The following is a 21459-nucleotide window of genomic DNA, read 5'->3' on the forward strand; positions in this document are numbered from 1 at the left end:
GGCGTTGGATTCAGCTGATGTCATATTGACTCAATCTGATCCAGGAGATATTGAATCATTTATTGAATTAGCACACAAAACAACTCGTAAAATGAAACAAAATCTCTTTTGGGGAGCCGGTTATAACTTTATAGCTATCCCTCTAGCTGCAGGAATTTTGGCTCCTATTGGTATCACATTAAGCCCTGCATTAGGAGGAATCCTAATGTCTGTGTCAACAGTCATCGTCGCCATTAATGCTATGTTATTAAGTTTAGATCCAAAAAATAACGGTTAACAGATCGAATGATTGAAACTCATTAAAGTATCAAGATACAATAGTTTTACAGGAGAAAAAAGAGATGTAAGTACTGGCTCTTTGTAAAATCGTGTTGGTAGAAGTAGACGATTTTTCTACCAACACGATTTTTAATTTATTATAGAACTGATTATTTTTAGGATATAAGTACCTGAAGCATAGAGATGAGTATGGCTATAGTCAAAATAAAGCAGTAACAGCCTTGAAATATATAAATCTATCATTCAAAGAATTGATTTATGAACAATACGATTACTATGTTAAAAAAAATAAGAAAGATCCTTTGGATCGGGCTATCGATTATATGCTGAAATTTCAGAGAACTGATGCAAATTTTGAGATTCCCAAGCTTCTTGCTGTTGTTGATTCTATTCAAAAATATGTTTTTAGCCAATCAAAAATGAAGTGCGGGGACTATAGCGTGTTTGCTGCTTTATTAGAAAATGAACAAGTTGATGAAAGATTACAATTCTTAATTGATTATGGGGTACCTTGTTCAGCAGTCAAGAAAGTAAAATTACCAGAGGAGTTAACTGGTTATCCTAATATTATCCAATATCTAAAGGATAATATTTCGCAAATAAGTTCAAAGCTAATTCCTTATGAAATGAAGTTGATGAATGAGGCAATTTTTTAAGTGGATAATAATTTTTAAAATGTTGACAAGAGTTGTGTTTAATCGTACTGTATATATACTTCTAGTACACATCTAACAATGTTTTAAAACTAAAATCTTCTTACCTTCTGTAAGAAGATTTTTGCATGGAATTAAAACTAATATCAAATTCATTAACGGTTTTTTTATAATTTCCAAAAAATGGCAGAATATAGTTGAGTTATAGAAGGAGTTTATCATGAACTTACATGATTTACATTTCTACAAGCAACTACTTCTGCCTTTTGTAATGAGGAATCAGAGTCAAATAATTTCACTTGGAGGTCATCTATGGATGAACTAGTGAGATTTTTGGAAGAAATGCTTCTGAAATATGGAGACAACATTGATTGCTCAAATTTACCAATCAAGGAAGAAAACCTGTATACTGATGAGTAGTTGCTTGTATTCTTTTCTAAAAAGAGTTAAAATACCCTTAAGATTATAAGGGTATTTTTTGGTCAAACTTTTCAAGGAGAAATTAAATGAAGCGAAAGAAAGCCTATATCTATACAAGGGTATCTACGACTATGCAGGTTGAAGGATTTTCATTAGATGCTCAAGAAGCAAAAATTCAGCAATATGCCAATGCTTTTGATATTGAGATTGTGAAAACCTATCAAGACGCTGGGAAATCTGGTAAAACCATTCTAGGACGAACGGAATTTATGAACATGATATCAGACATCGAAGCAGAGAAAGATAAGGTGGACTATGTACTTGTATTCAAATTATCACGTTTTGGTCGGAATGCTGCGGATACTTTAAAATCTCTAGCTATTATGGAATCTCATGGTGTAAATCTGATTTGCGTTGATGATGGACTGGATAGTTCAAAGGATTCAGGAAAGTTAGTTATTACGATCTTGTCGGCAGTTGCTGAAATGGAAAGAGAGAATATTATTTCTCAAGCTATGGAAGGTCGTAGACAAAAAGCGAGAGCTGGTCAATGGAATGGTGGATTTGCGCCTGTAGGATATTCCCTTGTTAATGGTCAATTACAAGTAAATCATGAAGAAGCTGAATCCGTAAAGATGATTTTTGATTTATTTGCCAACAGTGATATGGGCACTATAGCTATTGCCAAGCATTTAGCCAACCTAGATATAAAGAAACCAATTCGACACAATAGTACGCTTCCATATTTTTCATCAAGTGGCATTGCAAGAATCTTAGACAATCCAGTTTACAATGGAAAAATTGCTTTTGGACGGCGTGAAAGCACTCGAGATAAAATTTCTGGTGAAACGAAAGTCACGCAGTCTGAAAATTATATTCTAACAGACGGAATCCATGAAGCCATTATTGACGATGAGACTTGGAAAAAAGTGAGGAAAAAACGAGAAGCTAATGCCCATAAGTATAAACGTGAGAATCCAAACAAGGGCGATTCTATCTATATACTTTCAGGGTTGATAAAATGTCCATTATGCCATGCTGGGCTTTATGGAAATAAAAGTATCAAGCGAAATAAAAATAAGAAAGATGAATACTATAAAAACTATTACTACTATGCTTGTAAACATAGAAAACATGTAGATGGTCATAAGTGCACATTTAATAAACAGCTTAAAACAGGAAATTTAGACCATGAAGTATTATCAATCATTAGTAAGTTAGTTTCAAGACCTGATTTTGCACGAAAACTGCAAGAGAAAATAAATATTCAGGTTGATACAAGTAGGATAGACAGTGAAATTGAACAATATAAAAGTCTCTTTCGCCAATTAAGTGCAACTAAAATGAATTTAATCCAACAGATTGACTCCTTAAATTTTGAAGATCCTCATTTTCAGCAAAAGTCAATTGATTTAGATATGAGATTAAATACTATTTATGATAAATTAGCAGATGTAGAAAGGCTAATTGAGACAAGTGAATCTAAACGAGAGGTAATCCTAAAAGATAAAATGACCGCTGATAATATTTATAAAATATTAGTTAACTTTGCATCATTTATGGACGTCATGGAAGATATCGACAAGAAGCGATTGTGTCAGATGTTGATTGAAAAAGTCGAAATTTATGATGACAAAAATAAAGCAGGACGTTGGGTAAAAGCCATTCATTTCAAGCTTCCAATCATTGAGGAAGACTTAGAAATTAGTTTGGACAATAGTACACCGGTTGAGGCGGTTGTGAAATTAGTAAAGAAAGTCTAGGTTTGATCGATGAAACTGATGATTATTGGAAGTCCAGGAACAGGTAAGACAAGTCTGGCTAGACAGATTAAAGAGCTAAGAAGCTTGCCTTTGCTTCATTTAGATAGTATTTTTCATAAAATCAGCAATGAAAAAGAGGCGAGAGAACAACTCAAAAGGTCTATGTTAGAGTTTATGAGGAGCCATGAAGAATGGATTATTGATGGAAACTATGGGGATAGTTTGGAGCTACGTTTTAAAGAAGCAGATACTGTGGTTTGGCTAAAGTCTTCACCTATGATAACCCTGTATCGTGTTTTGAAACGCTCGTTTGATTTTAGGAAGAACAGAGCGAGTAGGCCTGAGATGCCAGAAGAGTTTCAGGAGCATTGGGATAAAGAGTATTTGGATTTTTTGTATTTTGTTTGGACCTATGCTCGTAAACATGATGCCAGGGTAGAGAGCTTGTTAGAAAATTTTTCTGGTCACGTATGGATTTTAAAAAGTCAAAGAGATAAGGTGAATTTTTTACGCCAACTGCAAGGACATAAAGAATAATCCTGATAGATTTTTGAAGTTTATCCTTTGGGATAAGCTTTTTTAGTTGGAGTGGAAACGGTTATTTTCTTGACTAAAATTCAATATTATAATATACTATATGTGGTTATAACCAATTGAAAGAAGTGATAGGATGGAAAAAGTAAAAAAAATACCGCTTTATCTCCAATTGGTCAAAGCGTTAGAGACAAAAATTAGAGAGACCATGTCCCCTAATCAGAAATTGCAAAGTGAACGGGAATTGATCCAAGCCTATGATGTGAGTCGAATGACAGTTCGCTTAGCTTTACAAGACTTAGAGAAGCGAGGTGTGATTTATAAAAAACAAGGAAAGGGAACATTTGTATCAGAGATTGTAGAACCTGCATGTGATTTATCCACAGCCTATAGTTTTACGGAGCAAATGAAACGAATCGGTAAAGATCCTCAAACGAAGATTTTATCTTTTCGAAAAATACAGCTAGATACGTATTTAGCTAAGGATATGGGTATGGAAGTTGGAGAAGAAGCTTGGGAGTTAGAAAGACTACGCTTGGCAGATGGTCTTGAGATGATGCTAGAGCGCTCTTACCTTCCTTACAAGGAATTTTCAACTTTAACGAGAAGCATGTTGGAGAAAAAGCCCTTATATGATATTTTTGCAGAAGATTTTAAGCAAACGATTAGAGTGGCTGAGGAGGAGTTTTATGCCAGTGTAGCGATGGAGATGGAATCTGATTTGCTTAAGATTTCGTTAGGATCAGCTGTTCTTCATCTTCAACGAAAGACCTATACGGATAAAAATCAACTAATAGAATACACTTTTAGTATTGCGCGTGCAGATCAGTTTCGTTATCGTATTAGTCATTTAAGGCAAGGGGATAAGACTTAGCTTTTTATCCTATTAGGAGGTAGCTTATGTTACAGATGTCAAAAGAAGAGCTAGTTAGCTTAGGAGCTGAGGTGACCACCCGTGAAATTAGTCAGCAGCCAGAATTGTGGTTGGAGACTTTAACTATTTTTCAACAGAAAAAACAAATGATTGAGCAGTTTTTAGAAAAAGTTATCTGTCAATCAGATGGTAAGAAAGTTCGTGTACTGTTTACAGGAGCGGGAACATCTCAGTATGTTGGAGATAGTATTTTTGCTTATCTTAGAAAATTTGGAGACCGAAAACATTTTGACTTTGAGAGTATTGGAACAACGGAGCTTGTTTCTGCGCCAGATTATCATTTATTTTCGGATGAAGTTTTGCTCCTGGTTTCTTTTGCTCGAAGTGGAAATAGCCCAGAAAGCTTAGCAGCAGTGGACTTAGCTCGAACAATTGTTCCTAATTTGTATCAGCTAACGATTACTTGTGCTCAAGATGGAGAGTTGGCTAAGCAATCGGTGGATGATGAAAAAAATCTGTTACTTTTAATGCCAGAAAAATCAAATGATGCTGGCTTTGCAATGACAGGGTCGTTTACCTGTATGATGTTAATGGCTTTGTTGATTTTTGATCAAAGTTATCATTTATCTGAAAAAGAATCTCTCGTGTCGGTTTTGTTTGCTATGGGACGAGGTGTTTTGGATAAGGTTAGACAGATAAATGATTTATTAGATGGAACATTTGACCGACTGGTTTATCTTGGATCAGGAAGTTTTTCTCTTTTAACCAGAGAAGCACAATTAAAAATTTTAGAGTTGACAGCTGGTCAGGTCGCAACTATTTTTGACTCTTCAATGGGCTTTCGTCATGGTCCCAAGTCCTTTATTACGGATAAAACCTTGGTGTTTGGTTTTTTAAATAATAACACTTATACTAGAGATTATGATTTAGATATTTTAGAAGAAATTGCTGCAGATCATATCGCGAAATCGGTGATAGCGATTGGTCAACAAGGGAGGGAAAATTTTTCTGGGCAAATGATTAACTTAGGAAGTGAGCCTCTATTAAGAGATGCTTATCTAGCCTTTCCTAGTATTATGGTTGCACAGGTCATTGCTCTGTTAAGTGCTATTAAGGTAAAAAATAAACCAGATACGCCGTCTGTAAGCGGTACGGTTAATCGTGTGGTTAAAGGTGTTCGAATTCATCCCTATGGAAGATAAGGAGTAGCTTATGTGGACATTAAGTGAAGAAAAACGTCAACGTTTAGAGGCAGTGTCACGACAAGATGGTATTATTTCAGCCCTGGCTATTGATCAAAGAGGCGCTTTGAAAAAAATGTTTGAACAATTTGGGTATCAACCGAGTAAGGAAGTCATATCAGAGTTTAAAGGATTAGTGTCAGAAGAATTAACACCGTATGCGTCCTCTATTTTGTTAGATCCTGAGTATGGGTTAGATGCAGCAAACATCAGAGATAAAGAAGCTGGGCTTTTGCTAGCTTATGAAAAAACAGGGTATGATACTAGCCGCCCAGGCCGTTTACCAGATTTGTTACCAGAGTGGTCCGTTCTTCATCTGAAGGAACAAGGTGCAGATGCTATCAAATTTTTGCTCTACTATGATATTGATGATGATCCTTATGTGAATAATGTGAAACATATCTTTGTTGAGCGATTAGGGAGCGAATGTGCGGCAGAAAATATGCCATTTTTCTTGGAATTATTATCTTACGATGCAAAGGGATCAGATAAGCAATCTAAGGAATTTGCAGCTGATAAGCCAAGAAAAGTCATTAAAATGATGAAAGAATTTTCAAAAGCTGATTACAAAGTGGATGTGTTAAAAGTGGAAGTTCCTGTTGATATGCGCTATGTGGAAGGTTTCGGAGAAGAAGTGGTCTATACAAAATCAGAAGCTATGGCTTATTTTAAAGAACAGTCAGATGCGACCCATTTGCCATTTATCTTTTTAAGTGCAGGAGTCTCAGCTCAACTTTTCCAAGACACTCTAAGGCTTGCTCACGCATCAGGTTCTCAGTTTAATGGTGTCTTGTGTGGTCGGGCTACTTGGAAGGATGCTGTGGAACCATTTGTTCAAAATGGTGTGCTTGCGACAAGAGAGTGGTTAAGACAACAAGGAAAATCTAACATAAATGCTCTTAATGAGGTGCTAGTCGAAACCGCACATCCTTGGTGGAATAAGTTAAGTTGATAGTGAGATAGCTAAGGGAGTGGGAAGACCTCGATTGGTTAATCACCTTACTTCCCAACATGTAAGTTCTTGCTAAAATCCTCTACTAGACTACTTTGACTTATTTTATTTCCTGGCTCAAACAGTCCTTACTCTGACGGTTTGACCTCTCTCTGTTTGCAACAGTAGCTAAGGTAGATTTGAAGTGTAAAACACGAACTGAGGAGATTGGCTTTACAAATCCTATCTCCCACTGCGTCAAGATATTATCATGAATTCTAAATAAAGAGGTTGGACTGATGGTCCAACCTCTATTGGCTGTTTGCTTTAATTTCAAATTTATAATATTTCCAGTGTTTGTAGGTTTCTGTGTATTCAAGGATGCTTTGAGTAACAGATGATTGTGTTTTTTTGATTTGAAGGATACTCGCTTCTGTTGGGGATAAATTGAGTGCTTCTTGAACAGGTTTTGGGCTAGGTATGACAACTTGGTTAGTTTCAATAAAGGGCTCTTCGGACATATGGATATTAAAATCTAGTTTAAAGCGTTGATAAATAGACTTGAAATGTTGAAGATCAGCCTCTGGGTTTAGAATATAATATCTTGGAATATAGGATTGGTGGTAAAGGTAAGGGGAGCCATCTGCATAGCGTAGGCGGATAATTTTATAATAATACTCTGTTTTTGGTAGCCCAAGCTTTTCTAAGTATTCAGCGTCATTTCCTTTTTGAATGGATAAGACAGTGACTGTATCGGTTTCAATAGGAAAGAGCTCCATGTCTGAAAACTCTACTAACTTTCCTTTTCTAGCACGAGAGATGAAGGTTCCTTTACCTTGTTTTCGCACAAGGTAACCATCTGAGACCAGTTCTTTGATGGCACGGATAACCGTGATTGAGCTGACGCCATAGATGTCAACTAGCTCTGCTTCAGTATAAAACTTATCTCCGTTTTCAAATTTTCCAGAAATAATCTGTTGGCGAAGATCATTTTTGATTTTTTGATATTTGGGTTCTGCCATAATGACCTCCTTTCAATTAAACAGGCTGCTTATTTCACCATTTATTATACTAAATTTTTTGAGAAACTGCACCTAAAAACTTGATATAACCATTAAAATATGTTAATATATCAATATAAAAAGAAAACGTTTTCAAATTGACTTTATTTAAGGAGGTCACTATGCCTCGATTTGAAGTTAGAGATCAATTTTTATTAGATGGGAAGGCCTTTAAAATATTATCAGGTAGTATCCATTATTTTAGGATACCCCCTGCTGATTGGTATGCTTCCTTATATAATCTAAAAGCTTTAGGATTTAATACTGTTGAAACTTATATTCCTTGGAATTTTCATGAAGAGAGAGAAGGGATATTTGATGCCAGTGGTGAAAAAGATTTTGAGGCTTTCTTGAATTTAGCTCAAGAGTTAGGTTTATATGCCATTATACGCCCTTCGCCTTATATTTGTGCGGAATGGGAGTTTGGCGGTTTACCAGCTTGGCTTTTGACTAAAAGCATACGGATTCGTTCGTCAGATGAAAAATTTTTAACCTATCTAGCAAGGTACTATGATTTTTTACTGCCAAAGCTCGTAAAACACCAGTTAGATAATGGTGGTAATATTTTGATGTTTCAAATAGAAAATGAGTATGGCTCCTATGGGGAAGATAAAGCTTATCTAAGAAAGGTTAGAGATTTGCTGCTTGAAGGTGGGATAAGTCAGCCGCTGTTTACATCAGATGGTCCTTGGCAAGCTACCTTAAGGGCAGGCAGTTTAATTGAAGATGATATTTTGGTTACTGGAAATTTTGGCTCCAGTGCCCAAAAAAATTTTGCCCAAATGCAAGCATTTTTTGATGAAAATGGGAAAACATGGCCTCTGATGTGTATGGAGTTTTGGGATGGCTGGTTTAATCGCTGGGGGCAAGAAATTGTTAGACGAAATCCTAAAGAGCTGGTTGAAGCTGTCATGGAAGCGATAGAACTAGGATCGATTAACCTCTATATGTTTCATGGTGGTACTAATTTCGGCTTTAAAAATGGTTGTTCTGCTCGAGGACAGACGGATTTACCGCAAATTACTTCTTATGATTATGATGCGCTATTGGATGAATCAGGCAATCCTACAGCCAAATATTTTGCCTTACAGGAGGCCTTGAAAGCACGTTATCCAAATTTATGGTTTGATAAACCACTTACAAAATCTTTTATGGAGAAAAAAGGGATTGCTTTAGAGGACAAGATGTCCTTGTTGGACAATTTAGATCAGTTGGCAAGCTATCAGATCAATTGTCTTTACCCTCAAAACATGGAAGATTTAGGTCAAAATGAAGGGTATATCCTTTATGAGACCACTATCAAAAAAGATAAGGAGGAGGAGCGACTAAGAATTATTGATGCGAGAGACCGAATTCACCTCTACTTAGATGGTCAACTAATGGCAACACAATACCAAGAAGAAATTGGTGGAGATATAGAGGTTCCTCTTTTGTCGGATACCCTAAGCATCCAAATTTTAGTTGAAAATATGGGGCGAGTGAATTATGGTCATAAGTTGCTGGCACCTAGTCAAAGAAAAGGACTAGGACGGGGAATGATGGCGGACTTGCATTTTGTGACCAATTGGACACATTATGGTTTAGATTTTTCAAAATGGAAAGATTTAAATTTTTCAAAAGAGTGGAAAAAAGGTGTAGCAGGACTTTATCGCTATCAGGTTAATCTAGATGAGCCTTCAGCCACTTATCTAGATGTATCACAATTTGGAAAAGGCTGCGTGATGGTAAATCATCATCTGATTGGTCGTTTTTGGGATATTGGTCCTACCTTATCCTTGTATATTCCAAAAGAATTCTTTAGGAAAGGGGATAATACAGTTCTGATTTTTGAGACAGAAGGGCGATATGCAGAGGCGATTGATTTTGTAAAAACTCCAATTTATAAAGAGATGTGAGGGGATCATTATGACAATCATTGGTGCACGTATTGATGGGCGTCTGATTCATGGTCAGGTGGCAAATTTGTGGACAACCAAACTACAAATTAGTCGTATCATGGTGATTGATGATGAGGTCGCTCAAAATGACATTGAAAAAAGTGGGTTGAAATTAGCGACGCCAGCGGGTGTGAAATTGAGTGTGCTTCCTGTGGAAAAAGCAGCACAAAATATTTTATCAGGAAAATATGATTCACAGCGTTTGTTAATTGTGGCTAGAAAACCAGATCGTTTCCTTCGCTTGATTGAGTATGGTGTGCCATTAAGTGAAATCAATGTAGGAAATATGTCACAGACAGAAGAAACCAGATCAATCACACGTTCAATCAATGTTGTTGATCGTGATATAGAAGTTTTTGAGGCTCTTAACAAACAAGGCATTCATTTAATTGCTCAAATGGTACCAAGTGATGCCGTTGAGGAATTTATGCCTTTACTTAGAAAATAATCCAAAATCTTATAGTGTGAGGAGGAGAAAATCATGATTCAATGGTGGCAAATTTTATTGCTGACGCTCTACTCTGCTTATCAAATCTTGGATGAGTTGACTATTGTATCGTCAGCGGGTTCTCCAGTATTTGCAGGTTTTATTACCGGCTTAATCATGGGAGATTTAAAAACAGGTCTTTATATCGGTGGTGCTTTGCAACTGGTTGTTCTTGGTGTAGGGACCTTTGGTGGCGCATCACGTATTGATGCGACATCGGGTGCTCTTCTTGCGACTGCCTTCTCTGTTGCAACTGGAATGGATAGAGAATTGGCTATTTCTGCCATTGCGGTCCCTGTTGCAGCTTTGATGGTTTATACAGATGTTCTAGGTCGCTTCTCAACAACTTATTTTGCACACCGTATTGATAAACATGTTGAAAACTTTAACTATAAAGGTATTGAACGTGACTACCTTTTGGGAGCTATTCCTTGGGCTTTATCTCGTGCCTTTCCTGTATTTTTGGCCCTTGCTTTAGGTGGGGATGCCGTTAAAACCTTATCCGATTGGATTGCTAACAATGCACAATGGTTAGCAGATGGATTGATTTTAGCTGGTAAAATGCTTCCAGGTGTTGGTTTTGCTATTTTACTACGTTATCTTCCAGTTAAGAAAAACTTGGCTTACTTGGCGCTTGGATTTACCATCACAGCTATGCTGACAACCTTATTTGGTTATGTGACAACCTTAGCAGGTGGTGTCGGTGTGGTAGCAGACATCGCAAAAGCTTTGGATGGTGCTCAATTTAATGGTCTTCCAATGATTGGAATTGCTGTTATCGGTTTTGCTCTAGCAGCTATTAGTTATAAAAATGCAATCAATGTACCAACTGTGGCAACTGTAACAAATCAGTCAGAAAGTGGGGAAATTGAAGATGACGAACTATAAATTAACAAAAGCAGATTTTAATCAAATCAATCGCCGTAGTCTCTTCACCTTCCAGTGGGGCTGGAACTACGAACGGATGCAAGCTTCAGGCTATCTGTATATGATTTTGCCACAGTTAAGAAAAATGTACGGAGATGGCACTCCTGAGCTGCAAGAAATGATGCGCCTACATACTCAGTTCTTTAATACTTCGCCATTTTTCCATACTATTGTGACAGGGATTGACTTGGCTCTTGAAGAAAGTGAAGGCACAAAATCAAAAGAGGCTGTCACAGGTATTAAGACTGGTTTGATGGGACCATTTGCTGCGATTGGGGATTCTATTTTTGGATCAACTATTCCTGCCATCATGGGTGGTTTGGCTGCTGGTCTTGCAACAACAGATGGTAATCCGATTGGGATATTCCTTTGGATTTTAGTGGCTGTAGCTTATGATATTTTCCGTTGGAAACAATTAGAGTTTGCCTATAAAGAAGGGGTGAGCTTGGTGACAACCATGCAAAACCGTTTGACAGCTTTAACAGATGCGGCATCTGTTCTTGGGGTCTTTATGGTCGGCGCTTTAATTGCCACCATGATTAACTTTAAATTTACTTATGCACAAGATTTTGGTGGTGTTGTGTTTAATCTTCAAGAAACACTGGATAAAATCTTCCCTCGTCTGGTACCAGCTCTTTTTGCAGGCTTTATTTACTGGTTACTTGGTAAAAAAGGAATGACTTCTACTAAAGCGATCTTTATTGTGATTGCAATAGCCGTAGGAGTATCCTTCCTATCTTGGTGGCTAAAAGTTCCTATTTTAGGAGTATAGGAGAGTGACATATGACAAAGCAATTGGTTTTGATCAGTCATGGTCGGTTTTGTGAAGCCTTAAAAGAGAGTACGGAAATGATTATGGGACCACAAAATCAAGTTCACACACTAGCTCTTTTGCCAGAAGAAGGTCCTGATGATTTTAGAAAAAAATTTGAAGCATTGACAAAAGATTTTGATCAATTTATCGTCATGGCAGATTTGCTAGGTGGAACTCCAGCAAATGTTGTCTCAAAACTCTTACTTGAAGGGGGCAATTTTGATTTCTATGTCGGGATGAATATGCCGATGGTTATTGGTTTTTTAAACGGAATACTACTAGATCAAGAGGTCGATCTTATTCAATATGGAACCAGCAACATCAAACGTGTCAACGATTTATTATTAGTCGCTGATGAGGATGATGAGTGAGAAGTAGCTGGAGCGATCTAGCTACTTCCATTTAAGTGGTAAAGTAGGGAGTGATGAGGTCTAAAGAGTATTATTTAGTGGATATTAAGATAGTTACTTTTTTTGAAAAATCAGGTTGCTTATAGTGATAAAGGGGTGAGATAAAGTGATTTTCAACATTTTTCCACTCCTTTTATTGAGGTGAGGAGCGATGGATAAGATAATTAAAGTAAAACCATTTGGTTCACAAAGAGCCAAGTTATTGATCTTAAAAAATAGTAGAGGGATGACGGTCAGTCTTAGTAATTTTGGTGCTCGTTTGGTTGGAATAACCCTTCCTTTAGAAGATGGGGAGCGACAGGTTATTAAAAGTTACTCTTCTGATGAAGCTTATAAGGAACATGATAGTTATGTTGGGGCTAGTATTGGTCCTGTTGCAGGGCGTATTAGAGATGGTTTTGTTGAATTGTCGGGAAAAAACTATTATTTAGACCAAAATGATGGGCAAAATACGCTTCATGGAGGAAGAAATAGTTATGAGGTAATTTATTGGGATTATTTTATCAATACTGTGGATAATAGTGTGAGTTTTAGTCACAATTTCGAGGAAAACTATAAGGGATTTCCAGGAAAGCTTTGGGTGATGATTACTTATCATTTGGATGAGGACGATACTTTAAGGATTACCTACGAAGCAAAATCCACAGAGGATACTTATTTTAATCCGACCAATCACGTTTATTTTAATCTAACAGGCCATTTTAATCATTCTGTCGAACATCATCTGGTTAAAATTGCTTCTGATTATGTAGCCGAATTAGGAGAGGATCATTTGCCAACAGGAGAATTGTTACCAGTTCTCTATAGTCCATTTGATTTTAGAGATTATCAGGAATTTGCTTCTGGTTTTCATTCACGTCATCCACAAGTTAAAATGGTAGGGGGGTATGATCATGCTTGGTTATTGGCAGATTATGATGTGCCAGTCCAGGTTAAGAGTCCTGATAAGAAAATTTGCTTAACCATGACAACAGATCAACCTGCAGTGGTGATTTATACCTATAACCATGGCAAAAACAAGGAGAAGCATTCTGCTTTTAGTTTGGAGGCTCAAGCTATACCTAACACAGTAAAAGAAAAACAGTTTGGTCAGATTTTACTTGAGGCTAACAGGCTTTATTCTAGTCAGACCACTTATCATTTTGACTTTTAAGGATTATAAAAGACTGTGACCAAAATCTTGATTATGTGACTGACAGGAAAAGATCAGGATGGGGCACAGTCTATTGTTTTGAAGTGAGAGTAAAAATATTCTTGCATTTTATGAAAAACTATAGTAATATAAGAAGGTAGCCGCTATAGTTAAATGGTATAATAGAGCAATGGTAATGCTCAGTTCCGAGTTCAATTCTCGGTGGTGGCATCAAGAAACAGAGAGAAACCTATCGTTTAGGTTTTTTTATTTTAAATAGATTAGCTTTGAAGAAATACTGGCAATATCCTTGAAGTCTAGGCTTTTTTGAGCTATAATAAGTAAGATTGTAACTTGTGAGAAGAGGAGAAAAGTGTGTCTTACGAACAAGAGTTTTTAAAAGAGTTTGAAGAATGGGTAAGCCAACAGGTCATGATCAACAAAATGGCCATGGAACAAAGTCAGGCTGTGTGGGAAGAAAGTCAAGATGAGCGTGCCAAAGAGGCTGTTATTCGTTATGAAAGTCGTCTGGATGCTTACCAGTTTCTAACCACTAAGTTTGCCAATTATCATGATGGCAAAAGTTTTCATGATTTACCAGATGATTTATTTGGAACTCGTCCCTATTAAAAACCAGAAAGAGAGAATTTAGGATTATAATGGCTAAGAAAAAAGTAAACCGTAAAAAAGCATTACGAAAAGAAGCAGCAGATTTTAGAAGAAAAGCAGGTCAGAAGATTGAGCGCGTGGTGAAGGCAGTTGAAGAAGCACCTCAAAAAGTCGCTTCTACGATTACTACAAGTTTTGAAGCTTTCTCTAACATTAAAGAACTGGCAGGTCTGCCAGAAGCACGTTTGAAAACGTTTTATGAAGAAGGAATTACTTCTTTAGAAGCATTTGCAACTTGGACTGAAAAAGAGTTGCTAGCTTTAAAAGGGATTGGTCCAGCAACTATTAAACAGTTAAAAGAAAAAGGGATTGACTTTAAAGCCTAAGAAGCATCGTCCCTAGAATCACTTAACAATAATACTGGATAATTAATGGACAAGACATGAATCAACAAGACTTTATCAAACAATTTAAAAAAGTTCATGGGCGCAAGCCCTCTCCAGCTGAATTGCATCAAGCTATTCAAGAGGGACGTGTGGAAGTAACCTCTCGTAACCTATTGTCTAAACGCCTTTTTTTAGGACTTGGGATAGCTGTTTTGGGAGTAGGTGGCTTTTGTTTGAAGCAGGCTTTGCAAGATGCTGAGCAAGTAAAGGTTGTCAAGGTAACCCCTTCAAAACAGAAAGAAGCAACAAGTACCTCAAAAACTACCTCCACAAGCTCCACTTCACGTTCAAGCTCTGCTTCAACAACCGCTAAAGCCACGTCCACAAGTTCCACTTCAAGTTCAAGCTCTACTTCAACAACTGCTAAAACCACAGAAACGACATCCAATAAAATGGATATAGAAGCGCTTTATAAGAGAGATTTAAGGAGTGTTCAGGGGGAGTGGACTAATGGTCAAGATACTCTGAAGTTGACGGATAAGCTGGTGGGTGATGTGGAGGTTATGCAACATGAAGATGGTTATGTTGAATACATCGTAACAGAAACTGGTGTGAGAACCAGTCGCATGGCTTACTTCTTTTTTCCTGCTGGCACTCCAACCATTGATTTAGCTGGTGCACAGATTTCAAATCAGGATGATACAACTAAGGATCGTGTTCTTGTGATGTCTGAAATGTATGGTTCATTTTATTACAGGGCTGATGAAAAAAGTGACAAGCAAGATGCATCAGTAGAAGGCGTGCAGGCTCAGATTAAAGAGCGGGTAAATCAGTACCGTAAGGATATCAATCGCTCATTGGCAACGCGTACAGATGCGATTGCTGATAATTTTGTAAAGGGATCTGAAAGTCATCGTATTACAGTTGATTGGGTGGTCAATGATTCAGCAAATGAGGGGATTGCGCGTTATGACTCCACAACCGATAGTATCTCCAATATTCAAGTATCAGGAAATACAGTCACTTGCGATATTTCCTATACCACTATCACTTCTTATACTGATGGTCGTTCACCAGCAACAGGTCACTCCAATCGACATTACGTTTTTGAAAAAACAGCAACTGGCTTGTTGATAAAGGATTTTGGTGGTCTGATAGAGTAAGGGCCAACAGATTGGTTTAAAGCAGGTGAGAGAGTTTGAGAAATCCAGTAAATTTCTTGCACTTGCCTGTCTTATTTGCTACAATAATAGCATTCAGAGGTGTTTTGGACTCCATTTGTCACAGGAAGCGGTGGTACTGAGAAATCCGCACAAATGTCAAAACTGGTTGCTGATGTTTTGAATCGAATAGATAAAGTGCAGATAATCAATCTGAACAAGGGTGGTACCGCGGAAATCAACTTCGTCCCTGTCTAGCAAGTCTAGGCAGGGATTTTTGATGCTTTATGAGTATTATAGTAAGGAGATAAGGATGAAAGTTGTTGGAGAACTAAAAGATAAGATGTTACCAGCTGTGGAGACGGAACGTCTCATCTTGCGTCAGCGGACGATAGATGATGTGCCAGATATGTTTGCTTACGTTAGCTTAGAAAATGTGGTTTATCCAGCTGGTCTGCCACTCATTGCAACCTTGGAAGACGAGTATGATTATTTTGAAAATCACTACTACCAAAATCTTGAAAAAGAAAATCTGCCATCAGGCTATGGTATAACAGTCAAGGGGAACGACCGCATTATTGGCTCTTGCGATTTCAATCACCGTCATGAAGATGATGTCTTTGAAATTGGCTACATGCTCCATCCAGATTATTGGGGGAAAGGCATCATGGTAGAAGCTGTAGAGGCATTAATTGAGGTTGGATTTACACTTCTTAACCTTCATAAAGTCGAAATTGTTTGCTATGACTACAATAGACAAAGCAGACGTATCGCTGAAAAACTCGGTTTTACTCTGGAAGCTAGCATTCGTGACCGAAAAGATATTCAAGGCAATCGCTGTCATGATTTACGATACGGTCTTCTAAAAAGTGAGTGGGAGAAGATGAAGGAGTCCCGCGCTTAAGATGAGAAATAATATGATTTACTATATAAAAGGAGAACAATAAATGTCAAAAGAATTATCACCAAAATACAATCCAGCCTCTGTTGAGGCTGGTCGTTATCAAACTTGGTTGGACCAAGATGTTTTTAAGCCGTCAGGCGATGCGGAGGCTAAGCCTTATTCTATCGTCATTCCGCCGCCAAACGTCACAGGTAAGTTGCACTTGGGACACGCTTGGGATACCACTCTTCAAGATATTATCATCCGTCAAAAACGTATGCAGGGCTTTGATACCCTCTGGCTTCCAGGTATGGACCATGCGGGGATTGCCACTCAAGCTAAGGTTGAGGAGCGCTTGCGGGAGCAAGGCGTGACCCGCTATGATCTTGGTCGTGAAAAATTCCTCGATAAAGTCTGGGAATGGAAAGATGAGTATGCTGCGACCATTAAGGAACAATGGGGCAAGATGGGGCTATCTGTGGATTATTCACGTGAGCGTTTCACACTTGATGAAGGACTGTCAAAAGCTGTTCGCAAGGTCTTTGTAGAACTCTACAAAAAAGGCTGGATCTACCGTGGCGAATTTATCATCAACTGGGACCCAGCGGCCAGAACTGCCCTTTCTGACATTGAAGTGATCCACAAGGACGTCGAAGGTGCTTTCTACCATATGAATTATATGTTGGAAGATGGTTCTCGTGCCCTTCAAGTTGCGACAACTCGTCCTGAAACCATGTTCGGTGACGTTGCGGTGGCGGTTAACCCAGAAGACCCACGTTACAAGGACTTGATTGGTAAAAACGTTATCCTACCGATCGTTAACAAGCCAATCCCAATCGTTGCGGATGAGCACGCAGATCCGGAATTTGGTACAGGGGTTGTGAAAATCACTCCAGCCCACGATCCAAATGACTTCCTCGTAGGTCAACGCCACAATCTGCCACAAGTCAACGTTATGAACGATGATGGTACTATGAACGAGTTGGCAGGTGAATTTGCAGGCATGGACCGCTTTGAAGCCCGTAAAGCAACCGTTGCGAAGTTGCAAGAACTGGGTGCCCTTGTCGAAATCGAAAACCGTGTGCATTCAGTTGGTCACTCTGAGCGTACAGGTGTGGTAGTCGAGCCACGTTTGTCAACTCAATGGTTTGTTAAAATGGACCAACTGGCTAAGAATGCCATTGCCAATCAAGACACTGCTGACAAGGTTGAATTTTACCCACCACGTTTCAACGATACCTTCCTCCAATGGATGGAAAATGTACACGACTGGGTTATCTCGCGTCAGCTTTGGTGGGGTCATCAGATTCCAGCATGGTATAACGAATCTGGCGAAATGTACGTCGGAGAAGAGGCTCCAGCAGGTGACGGTTGGGTACAGGATGAGGATGTCCTAGATACTTGGTTCAGCTCTGCCCTTTGGCCATTCTCAACCATGGGCTGGCCTGATGAAAATGCGGCGGACTTTAAGCGCTACTTCCCAACCTCAACCTTGGTAACGGGCTATGACATCATCTTCTTCTGGGTGTCTCGTATGATTTTCCAATCGCTTGAGTTCACAGGCCGTCAGCCATTCAAGAACGTGCTGATCCACGGTTTGATCCGTGACGAAGAAGGTCGCAAGATGTCTAAGTCACTCGGAAACGGGATCGACCCAATGGATGTCATCGAGAAATACGGTGCGGACGCTTTGCGTTGGTTCCTGTCAAACGGCTCTGCTCCTGGTCAAGATGTTCGCTTCTCTTATGAGAAGATGGACGCGTCTTGGAACTTCATCAACAAGATTTGGAACATTTCCCGCTACATCCTCATGAACAATGAAGGGTTGACCTTGGATGCAGCGCGTGAGAATGTCGCTAAAGTCGCAGCAGGTGAGGCTGGCAACGTGACGGACCGCTGGATTCTCCACAACCTCAACGAAACCATTGCCAAGGTCACTGAAAACTTTGACAAGTTCGAGTTTGGTGTGGCTGGTCACATTCTCTACAACTTCATCTGGGAAGAGTTCGCCAACTGGTATGTCGAGCTGACCAAGGAGGTGCTTTACAGCGACAACGAGGCTGAGAAAGTCATGACCCGATCTGTCCTTCTCTACACGCTGGACCAAATCCTTCGCCTCCTCCACCCAATCATGCCGTTTGTTACGGAAGAGATCTTCGCCCAGTACGCAGAGGGCTCTATCGTGGTGGCGGCCTACCCTGTGGTCAATGAAGCATTTGAGAATACTGGCGCTCATAAGGGTGTAGAGAGCTTGAAAGACTTGATTCGTGCCGTTCGTAATGCGCGTGCAGAGGTCAACGTAGCACCATCAAAACCAATCACTATCTTGGTGAAAACAAGTGACGCTGAATTGGAAAACTTCTTCACGTCAAATGTCAACTACATCAAACGCTTCACCAATCCAGAAACCTTGGAAATCTCAGCTGATTTGACAGCACCAGAATTGGCTATGTCAGCTGTGATTACAGGAGCTGAAATCTTCTTGCCACTAGCAGACCTCCTCAACGTCGAAGAAGAGTTGGCTCGTCTAGACAAAGAACTGGCCAAATGGCAAAAAGAATTGGACATGGTTGGCAAAAAACTCGGCAACGAACGCTTCGTCGCCAACGCCAAACCAGAAGTCGTTGAAAAAGAAAAAGAAAAACAAGCCGACTACCAAGCTAAGTATGATGCGACAGTAGGACGGATTGAAGAGATGAAGAAATTGGTTAAGTAGGTAGAATAGGATAAAATACCCAGCCCAAAAAGGCTGGGTTTTTGTTTAAGTGTTAGCTGAGATAATGTTAGGAAGAATAGAAAATAATGAAACTTTGTTTCTAGTGAAGTATTTTTCTATCTTTACATATTTTTGAATTTTTATAATAATAGTATTATCTAACAACAAAGGAAATAGTCATGGCTAATAACCAATTATTTAAAGATAACCTTCTTCATTCTTTGCAATATGGTTTTATTGATAGAGAGGTTTTTCAAGAAGGAGTCTATTCGCCTAAAATTTTAATTAATGATACAGAAACTCATCGTTATGTTTTAAATGATATTCAAGAAGAATTAAGCAAGGCTAAATCCTTTGCTTTCAGTGTGGCTTTTATTACTCAGTCTGGACTAGCCCTGATTAAAAGTCAATTATCAGATTTGGCGGATGAGGGAATACAAGGGAGAATTTTAATTTCTCCGTATCTGGATTTCAACGACCCCATAGCGATGAAGGAATTGCTTAAACTGAAAAATGTCCAAATACGGATAACACCAGTCAATTTGCAAATGCATGCTAAGTTTTATCTGTTTGAGCAAAAAGATAAGCAAGTTATCATTTCTGGTAGTTCCAATTTAACGCATACGGCTTTAAAAGTGAACTATGAGTGGAATGTGAAGTTGACATCTACACATAATGGTGATTTTATTCAGAATGCAAAAGAAGAGTTTGAGCGTATTTGGGAAAAATCAATCGTTTTAGATATAGAAGCAATCAATGCTTATTCGGCTCGTAGAAAGACGGTGATACAACCAGCAACGATCCAGGATGAGTCAATAGCCCCTTACCAAGAATCTATACGCCCCAACAAGATGCAAGAGCAAGCTCTAGAAGGTCTCGCAACCGTTAGGAAAAATGGTGCACAAAAAGCTCTGGTCATTAGTGCAACTGGAACAGGAAAAACCTATCTTTCTGCTTTTGATGTTAAACAATATAATCCAGAGAAAATGTTGTTTATTGTCCACCGAGAACAAATTCTTCAGAAATCATTAAAAGATTTTCAAAAAGTGTTAGGTTTTGAGGATGATGAGGGTTGCATTTATAAAAGTGGGATGGATATTTCACAAAAGAGGTATATTTTTGCGACCATTCAAACCATTTCGAGAGAAGACAATCTCCAATCACTTGCTCCAACTTTCTTTAACTATATTTTGATTGATGAGGTTCATAAAGCGGGTGCAGATACCTATAAAAAAGTGATGAATTATTTTCAGCCAGATTTTTATTTAGGGATGACAGCGACACCTGAGCGAACAGACGGACAAAATATTTATGAGCTTTTTGACTATAATATTGCCTATGAGATTCGCTTACAAGAGGCACTTGATAATGATATGCTCTGTCCATTTATATACTACGGCGTTTCAGACATTAAGATTGATGGCCGATTGATTGGTGAGAAAGCCACTTTTTCGAATTTAGTATCAGACCAGCGTGTTAATCATATCTTAGAAAAAGTCGCTTACTACGGAGTTAGCGGAGAAGTGGTTAAGGGGTTGATTTTCTGTTCTTCTGTTAAAGAGGCAAATGAATTAGAAAGTCAATTTAATAATAGGGGACTTCGCACACGTGCGCTATCAGGAGAACATAGTCAAGAAGAGCGACAGCGAGTTGTTCAAGAATTAGAAAATGGGAACTTAGACTATATTTTAACGGTTGATATTTTTAATGAGGGAATTGATATTCCAAGTGTCAACCAGGTTGTTATGCTTCGTAACACCCAATCAAGTATCATTTTTATTCAACAATTAGGACGAGGCTTAAGGAAGCACGATTCAAAAGAGTTTGTTACGATTATTGATTTTATTGGAAACTATCAAAACAACTATCTAATTCCAGTTGCACTTTTTGGTGACCAATCAATGAACAAGGACAATTATCGTCGCGACGTCAGAGAGCCAAATATATTAAAAGGATTGACGACAATCAACTTTGAGAAGGTTGCCAAAGAACAAATTTTTTCATCTATCACAAATACGACACTTTCATCAATTAAAATTTTACGAGATGCTTTTAAAGACTTAGAGAACAAGTTGGGTAGAATTCCATATCTATCAGATTTTGTGAAATTGAATAGCATTGATCCGCTTGTCTTTTTTGAAAATTCCAATTTTCAAAATTATGGAGATGTCATCAATAAATTTTCAGAAGAAACAATCCTTCTATCAGAAGTTGAAAAGCGATTTTTGAATTTTATTACGTT

At 38.3% G+C, this 21459-nt stretch carries 19 protein-coding genes, 1 tRNA gene and 1 pseudogene; 20 read left to right on the forward strand and 1 reads right to left on the reverse strand.

Annotated features, from left to right (window positions below; translation table 11 throughout):
* From ACQRDX_RS07190 to lacD, 7 genes and pseudogenes are all read left to right on the forward strand, one after another.
* A pseudogene (locus ACQRDX_RS07190) lies at nucleotides 1–277 on the forward strand (heavy metal translocating P-type ATPase); the annotation flags it as partial.
* A gap of 223 nt (nucleotides 278–500) precedes the next feature.
* Entirely contained in the window at nucleotides 501–935 is a 435-nt protein-coding gene (locus ACQRDX_RS07195; protein ID WP_105120727.1) for a hypothetical protein, read from the forward strand.
* 503 nt (nucleotides 936–1438) lie between these two features.
* The gene (locus tag ACQRDX_RS07200; protein ID WP_427895647.1) at nucleotides 1439–3115 is read left to right on the forward strand and encodes a recombinase family protein; all 1677 of its coding nucleotides are present in this window, start codon (nucleotides 1439–1441) and stop codon (nucleotides 3113–3115) included.
* 9 nt (nucleotides 3116–3124) lie between these two features.
* Nucleotides 3125–3652 carry an adenylate kinase gene (locus ACQRDX_RS07205; protein ID WP_427895649.1) on the forward strand — a complete coding sequence of 176 codons (528 nt, stop codon included), beginning with the start codon at nucleotides 3125–3127 and terminating at the stop codon, nucleotides 3650–3652.
* A gap of 133 nt (nucleotides 3653–3785) precedes the next feature.
* Entirely contained in the window at nucleotides 3786–4523 is a 738-nt protein-coding gene (locus ACQRDX_RS07210) for a GntR family transcriptional regulator (RefSeq protein ID WP_427895651.1), read from the forward strand.
* Nucleotides 4524–4549: 26 nt separating this feature from the next.
* Entirely contained in the window at nucleotides 4550–5725 is a 1176-nt protein-coding gene (locus tag ACQRDX_RS07215; RefSeq protein ID WP_427895653.1) for an SIS domain-containing protein, read from the forward strand.
* Nucleotides 5726–5735: 10 nt separating this feature from the next.
* Nucleotides 5736–6716, forward strand: a complete 981-nt coding sequence (gene lacD / locus ACQRDX_RS07220) for a tagatose-bisphosphate aldolase (protein WP_427895655.1) — start codon at nucleotides 5736–5738, stop codon at nucleotides 6714–6716.
* 290 nt (nucleotides 6717–7006) lie between these two features.
* Here the strand turns inward: lacD and ACQRDX_RS07225 are convergent, their stop codons facing one another.
* Nucleotides 7007–7717: a GntR family transcriptional regulator gene (locus tag ACQRDX_RS07225; protein WP_427895657.1), complete on the reverse strand. Its 711-nt coding sequence runs from the start codon at nucleotides 7715–7717 to the stop codon at nucleotides 7007–7009.
* A 161-nt stretch (nucleotides 7718–7878) separates the two neighbouring features.
* Between ACQRDX_RS07225 and ACQRDX_RS07230 the strand changes: the two genes are divergently transcribed.
* From ACQRDX_RS07230 to ACQRDX_RS07290, 13 genes are all read left to right on the forward strand, one after another.
* The gene (locus ACQRDX_RS07230; protein ID WP_427895659.1) at nucleotides 7879–9651 is read left to right on the forward strand and encodes a glycoside hydrolase family 35 protein; all 1773 of its coding nucleotides are present in this window, start codon (nucleotides 7879–7881) and stop codon (nucleotides 9649–9651) included.
* Nucleotides 9652–9661: 10 nt separating this feature from the next.
* Complete coding sequence (locus ACQRDX_RS07235; RefSeq protein ID WP_427895661.1) at nucleotides 9662–10141, forward strand: PTS system mannose/fructose/N-acetylgalactosamine-transporter subunit IIB; 480 nt, start codon at nucleotides 9662–9664, stop codon at nucleotides 10139–10141.
* A gap of 33 nt (nucleotides 10142–10174) precedes the next feature.
* Nucleotides 10175–11068, forward strand: coding sequence for a PTS mannose/fructose/sorbose/N-acetylgalactosamine transporter subunit IIC (locus ACQRDX_RS07240; protein ID WP_427895663.1), 894 nt, complete (start codon nucleotides 10175–10177; stop codon nucleotides 11066–11068).
* Nucleotides 11049–11879, forward strand: coding sequence for a PTS system mannose/fructose/sorbose family transporter subunit IID (locus tag ACQRDX_RS07245; RefSeq protein WP_427895665.1), 831 nt, complete (start codon nucleotides 11049–11051; stop codon nucleotides 11877–11879). Before ACQRDX_RS07240 ends, ACQRDX_RS07245 begins: the two co-directional genes overlap by 20 nt.
* A gap of 11 nt (nucleotides 11880–11890) precedes the next feature.
* Nucleotides 11891–12292, forward strand: a complete 402-nt coding sequence (locus tag ACQRDX_RS07250; protein WP_427895667.1) for a PTS sugar transporter subunit IIA — start codon at nucleotides 11891–11893, stop codon at nucleotides 12290–12292.
* A gap of 190 nt (nucleotides 12293–12482) precedes the next feature.
* Complete coding sequence (locus ACQRDX_RS07255) at nucleotides 12483–13484, forward strand: aldose epimerase family protein (protein WP_427895669.1); 1002 nt, start codon at nucleotides 12483–12485, stop codon at nucleotides 13482–13484.
* A 139-nt stretch (nucleotides 13485–13623) separates the two neighbouring features.
* Nucleotides 13624–13694: transfer RNA gene (locus ACQRDX_RS07260), tRNA-Thr, on the forward strand.
* Nucleotides 13695–13838: 144 nt separating this feature from the next.
* Nucleotides 13839–14093: a DUF1912 family protein gene (locus tag ACQRDX_RS07265; protein WP_354368179.1), complete on the forward strand. Its 255-nt coding sequence runs from the start codon at nucleotides 13839–13841 to the stop codon at nucleotides 14091–14093.
* 29 nt (nucleotides 14094–14122) lie between these two features.
* The gene (locus ACQRDX_RS07270; protein ID WP_427895671.1) at nucleotides 14123–14458 is read left to right on the forward strand and encodes a helix-hairpin-helix domain-containing protein; all 336 of its coding nucleotides are present in this window, start codon (nucleotides 14123–14125) and stop codon (nucleotides 14456–14458) included.
* Between the two features lie 56 nt (nucleotides 14459–14514).
* On the forward strand, nucleotides 14515–15621 hold the full coding sequence (locus ACQRDX_RS07275) for a hypothetical protein (RefSeq protein ID WP_427895673.1): 1107 nt from the start codon (nucleotides 14515–14517) through the stop codon (nucleotides 15619–15621).
* 310 nt (nucleotides 15622–15931) lie between these two features.
* A complete protein-coding gene (locus ACQRDX_RS07280) occupies nucleotides 15932–16522 on the forward strand; it encodes a GNAT family N-acetyltransferase (RefSeq protein WP_427895675.1) in 591 nt (196 codons plus the stop codon).
* A 43-nt stretch (nucleotides 16523–16565) separates the two neighbouring features.
* Complete coding sequence (locus ACQRDX_RS07285; RefSeq protein WP_427895677.1) at nucleotides 16566–19217, forward strand: valine--tRNA ligase; 2652 nt, start codon at nucleotides 16566–16568, stop codon at nucleotides 19215–19217.
* Nucleotides 19218–19396: 179 nt separating this feature from the next.
* On the forward strand, nucleotides 19397–21459 hold a 2063-nt coding region (locus ACQRDX_RS07290), incomplete at its 3' end, for a DEAD/DEAH box helicase family protein (RefSeq protein WP_427895679.1).

This window comes from Streptococcus sp. SGI.013, assembly GCF_050315295.1.
GTDB classification, from domain to species: Bacteria; Bacillota; Bacilli; order Lactobacillales; family Streptococcaceae; genus Streptococcus; species Streptococcus porcorum.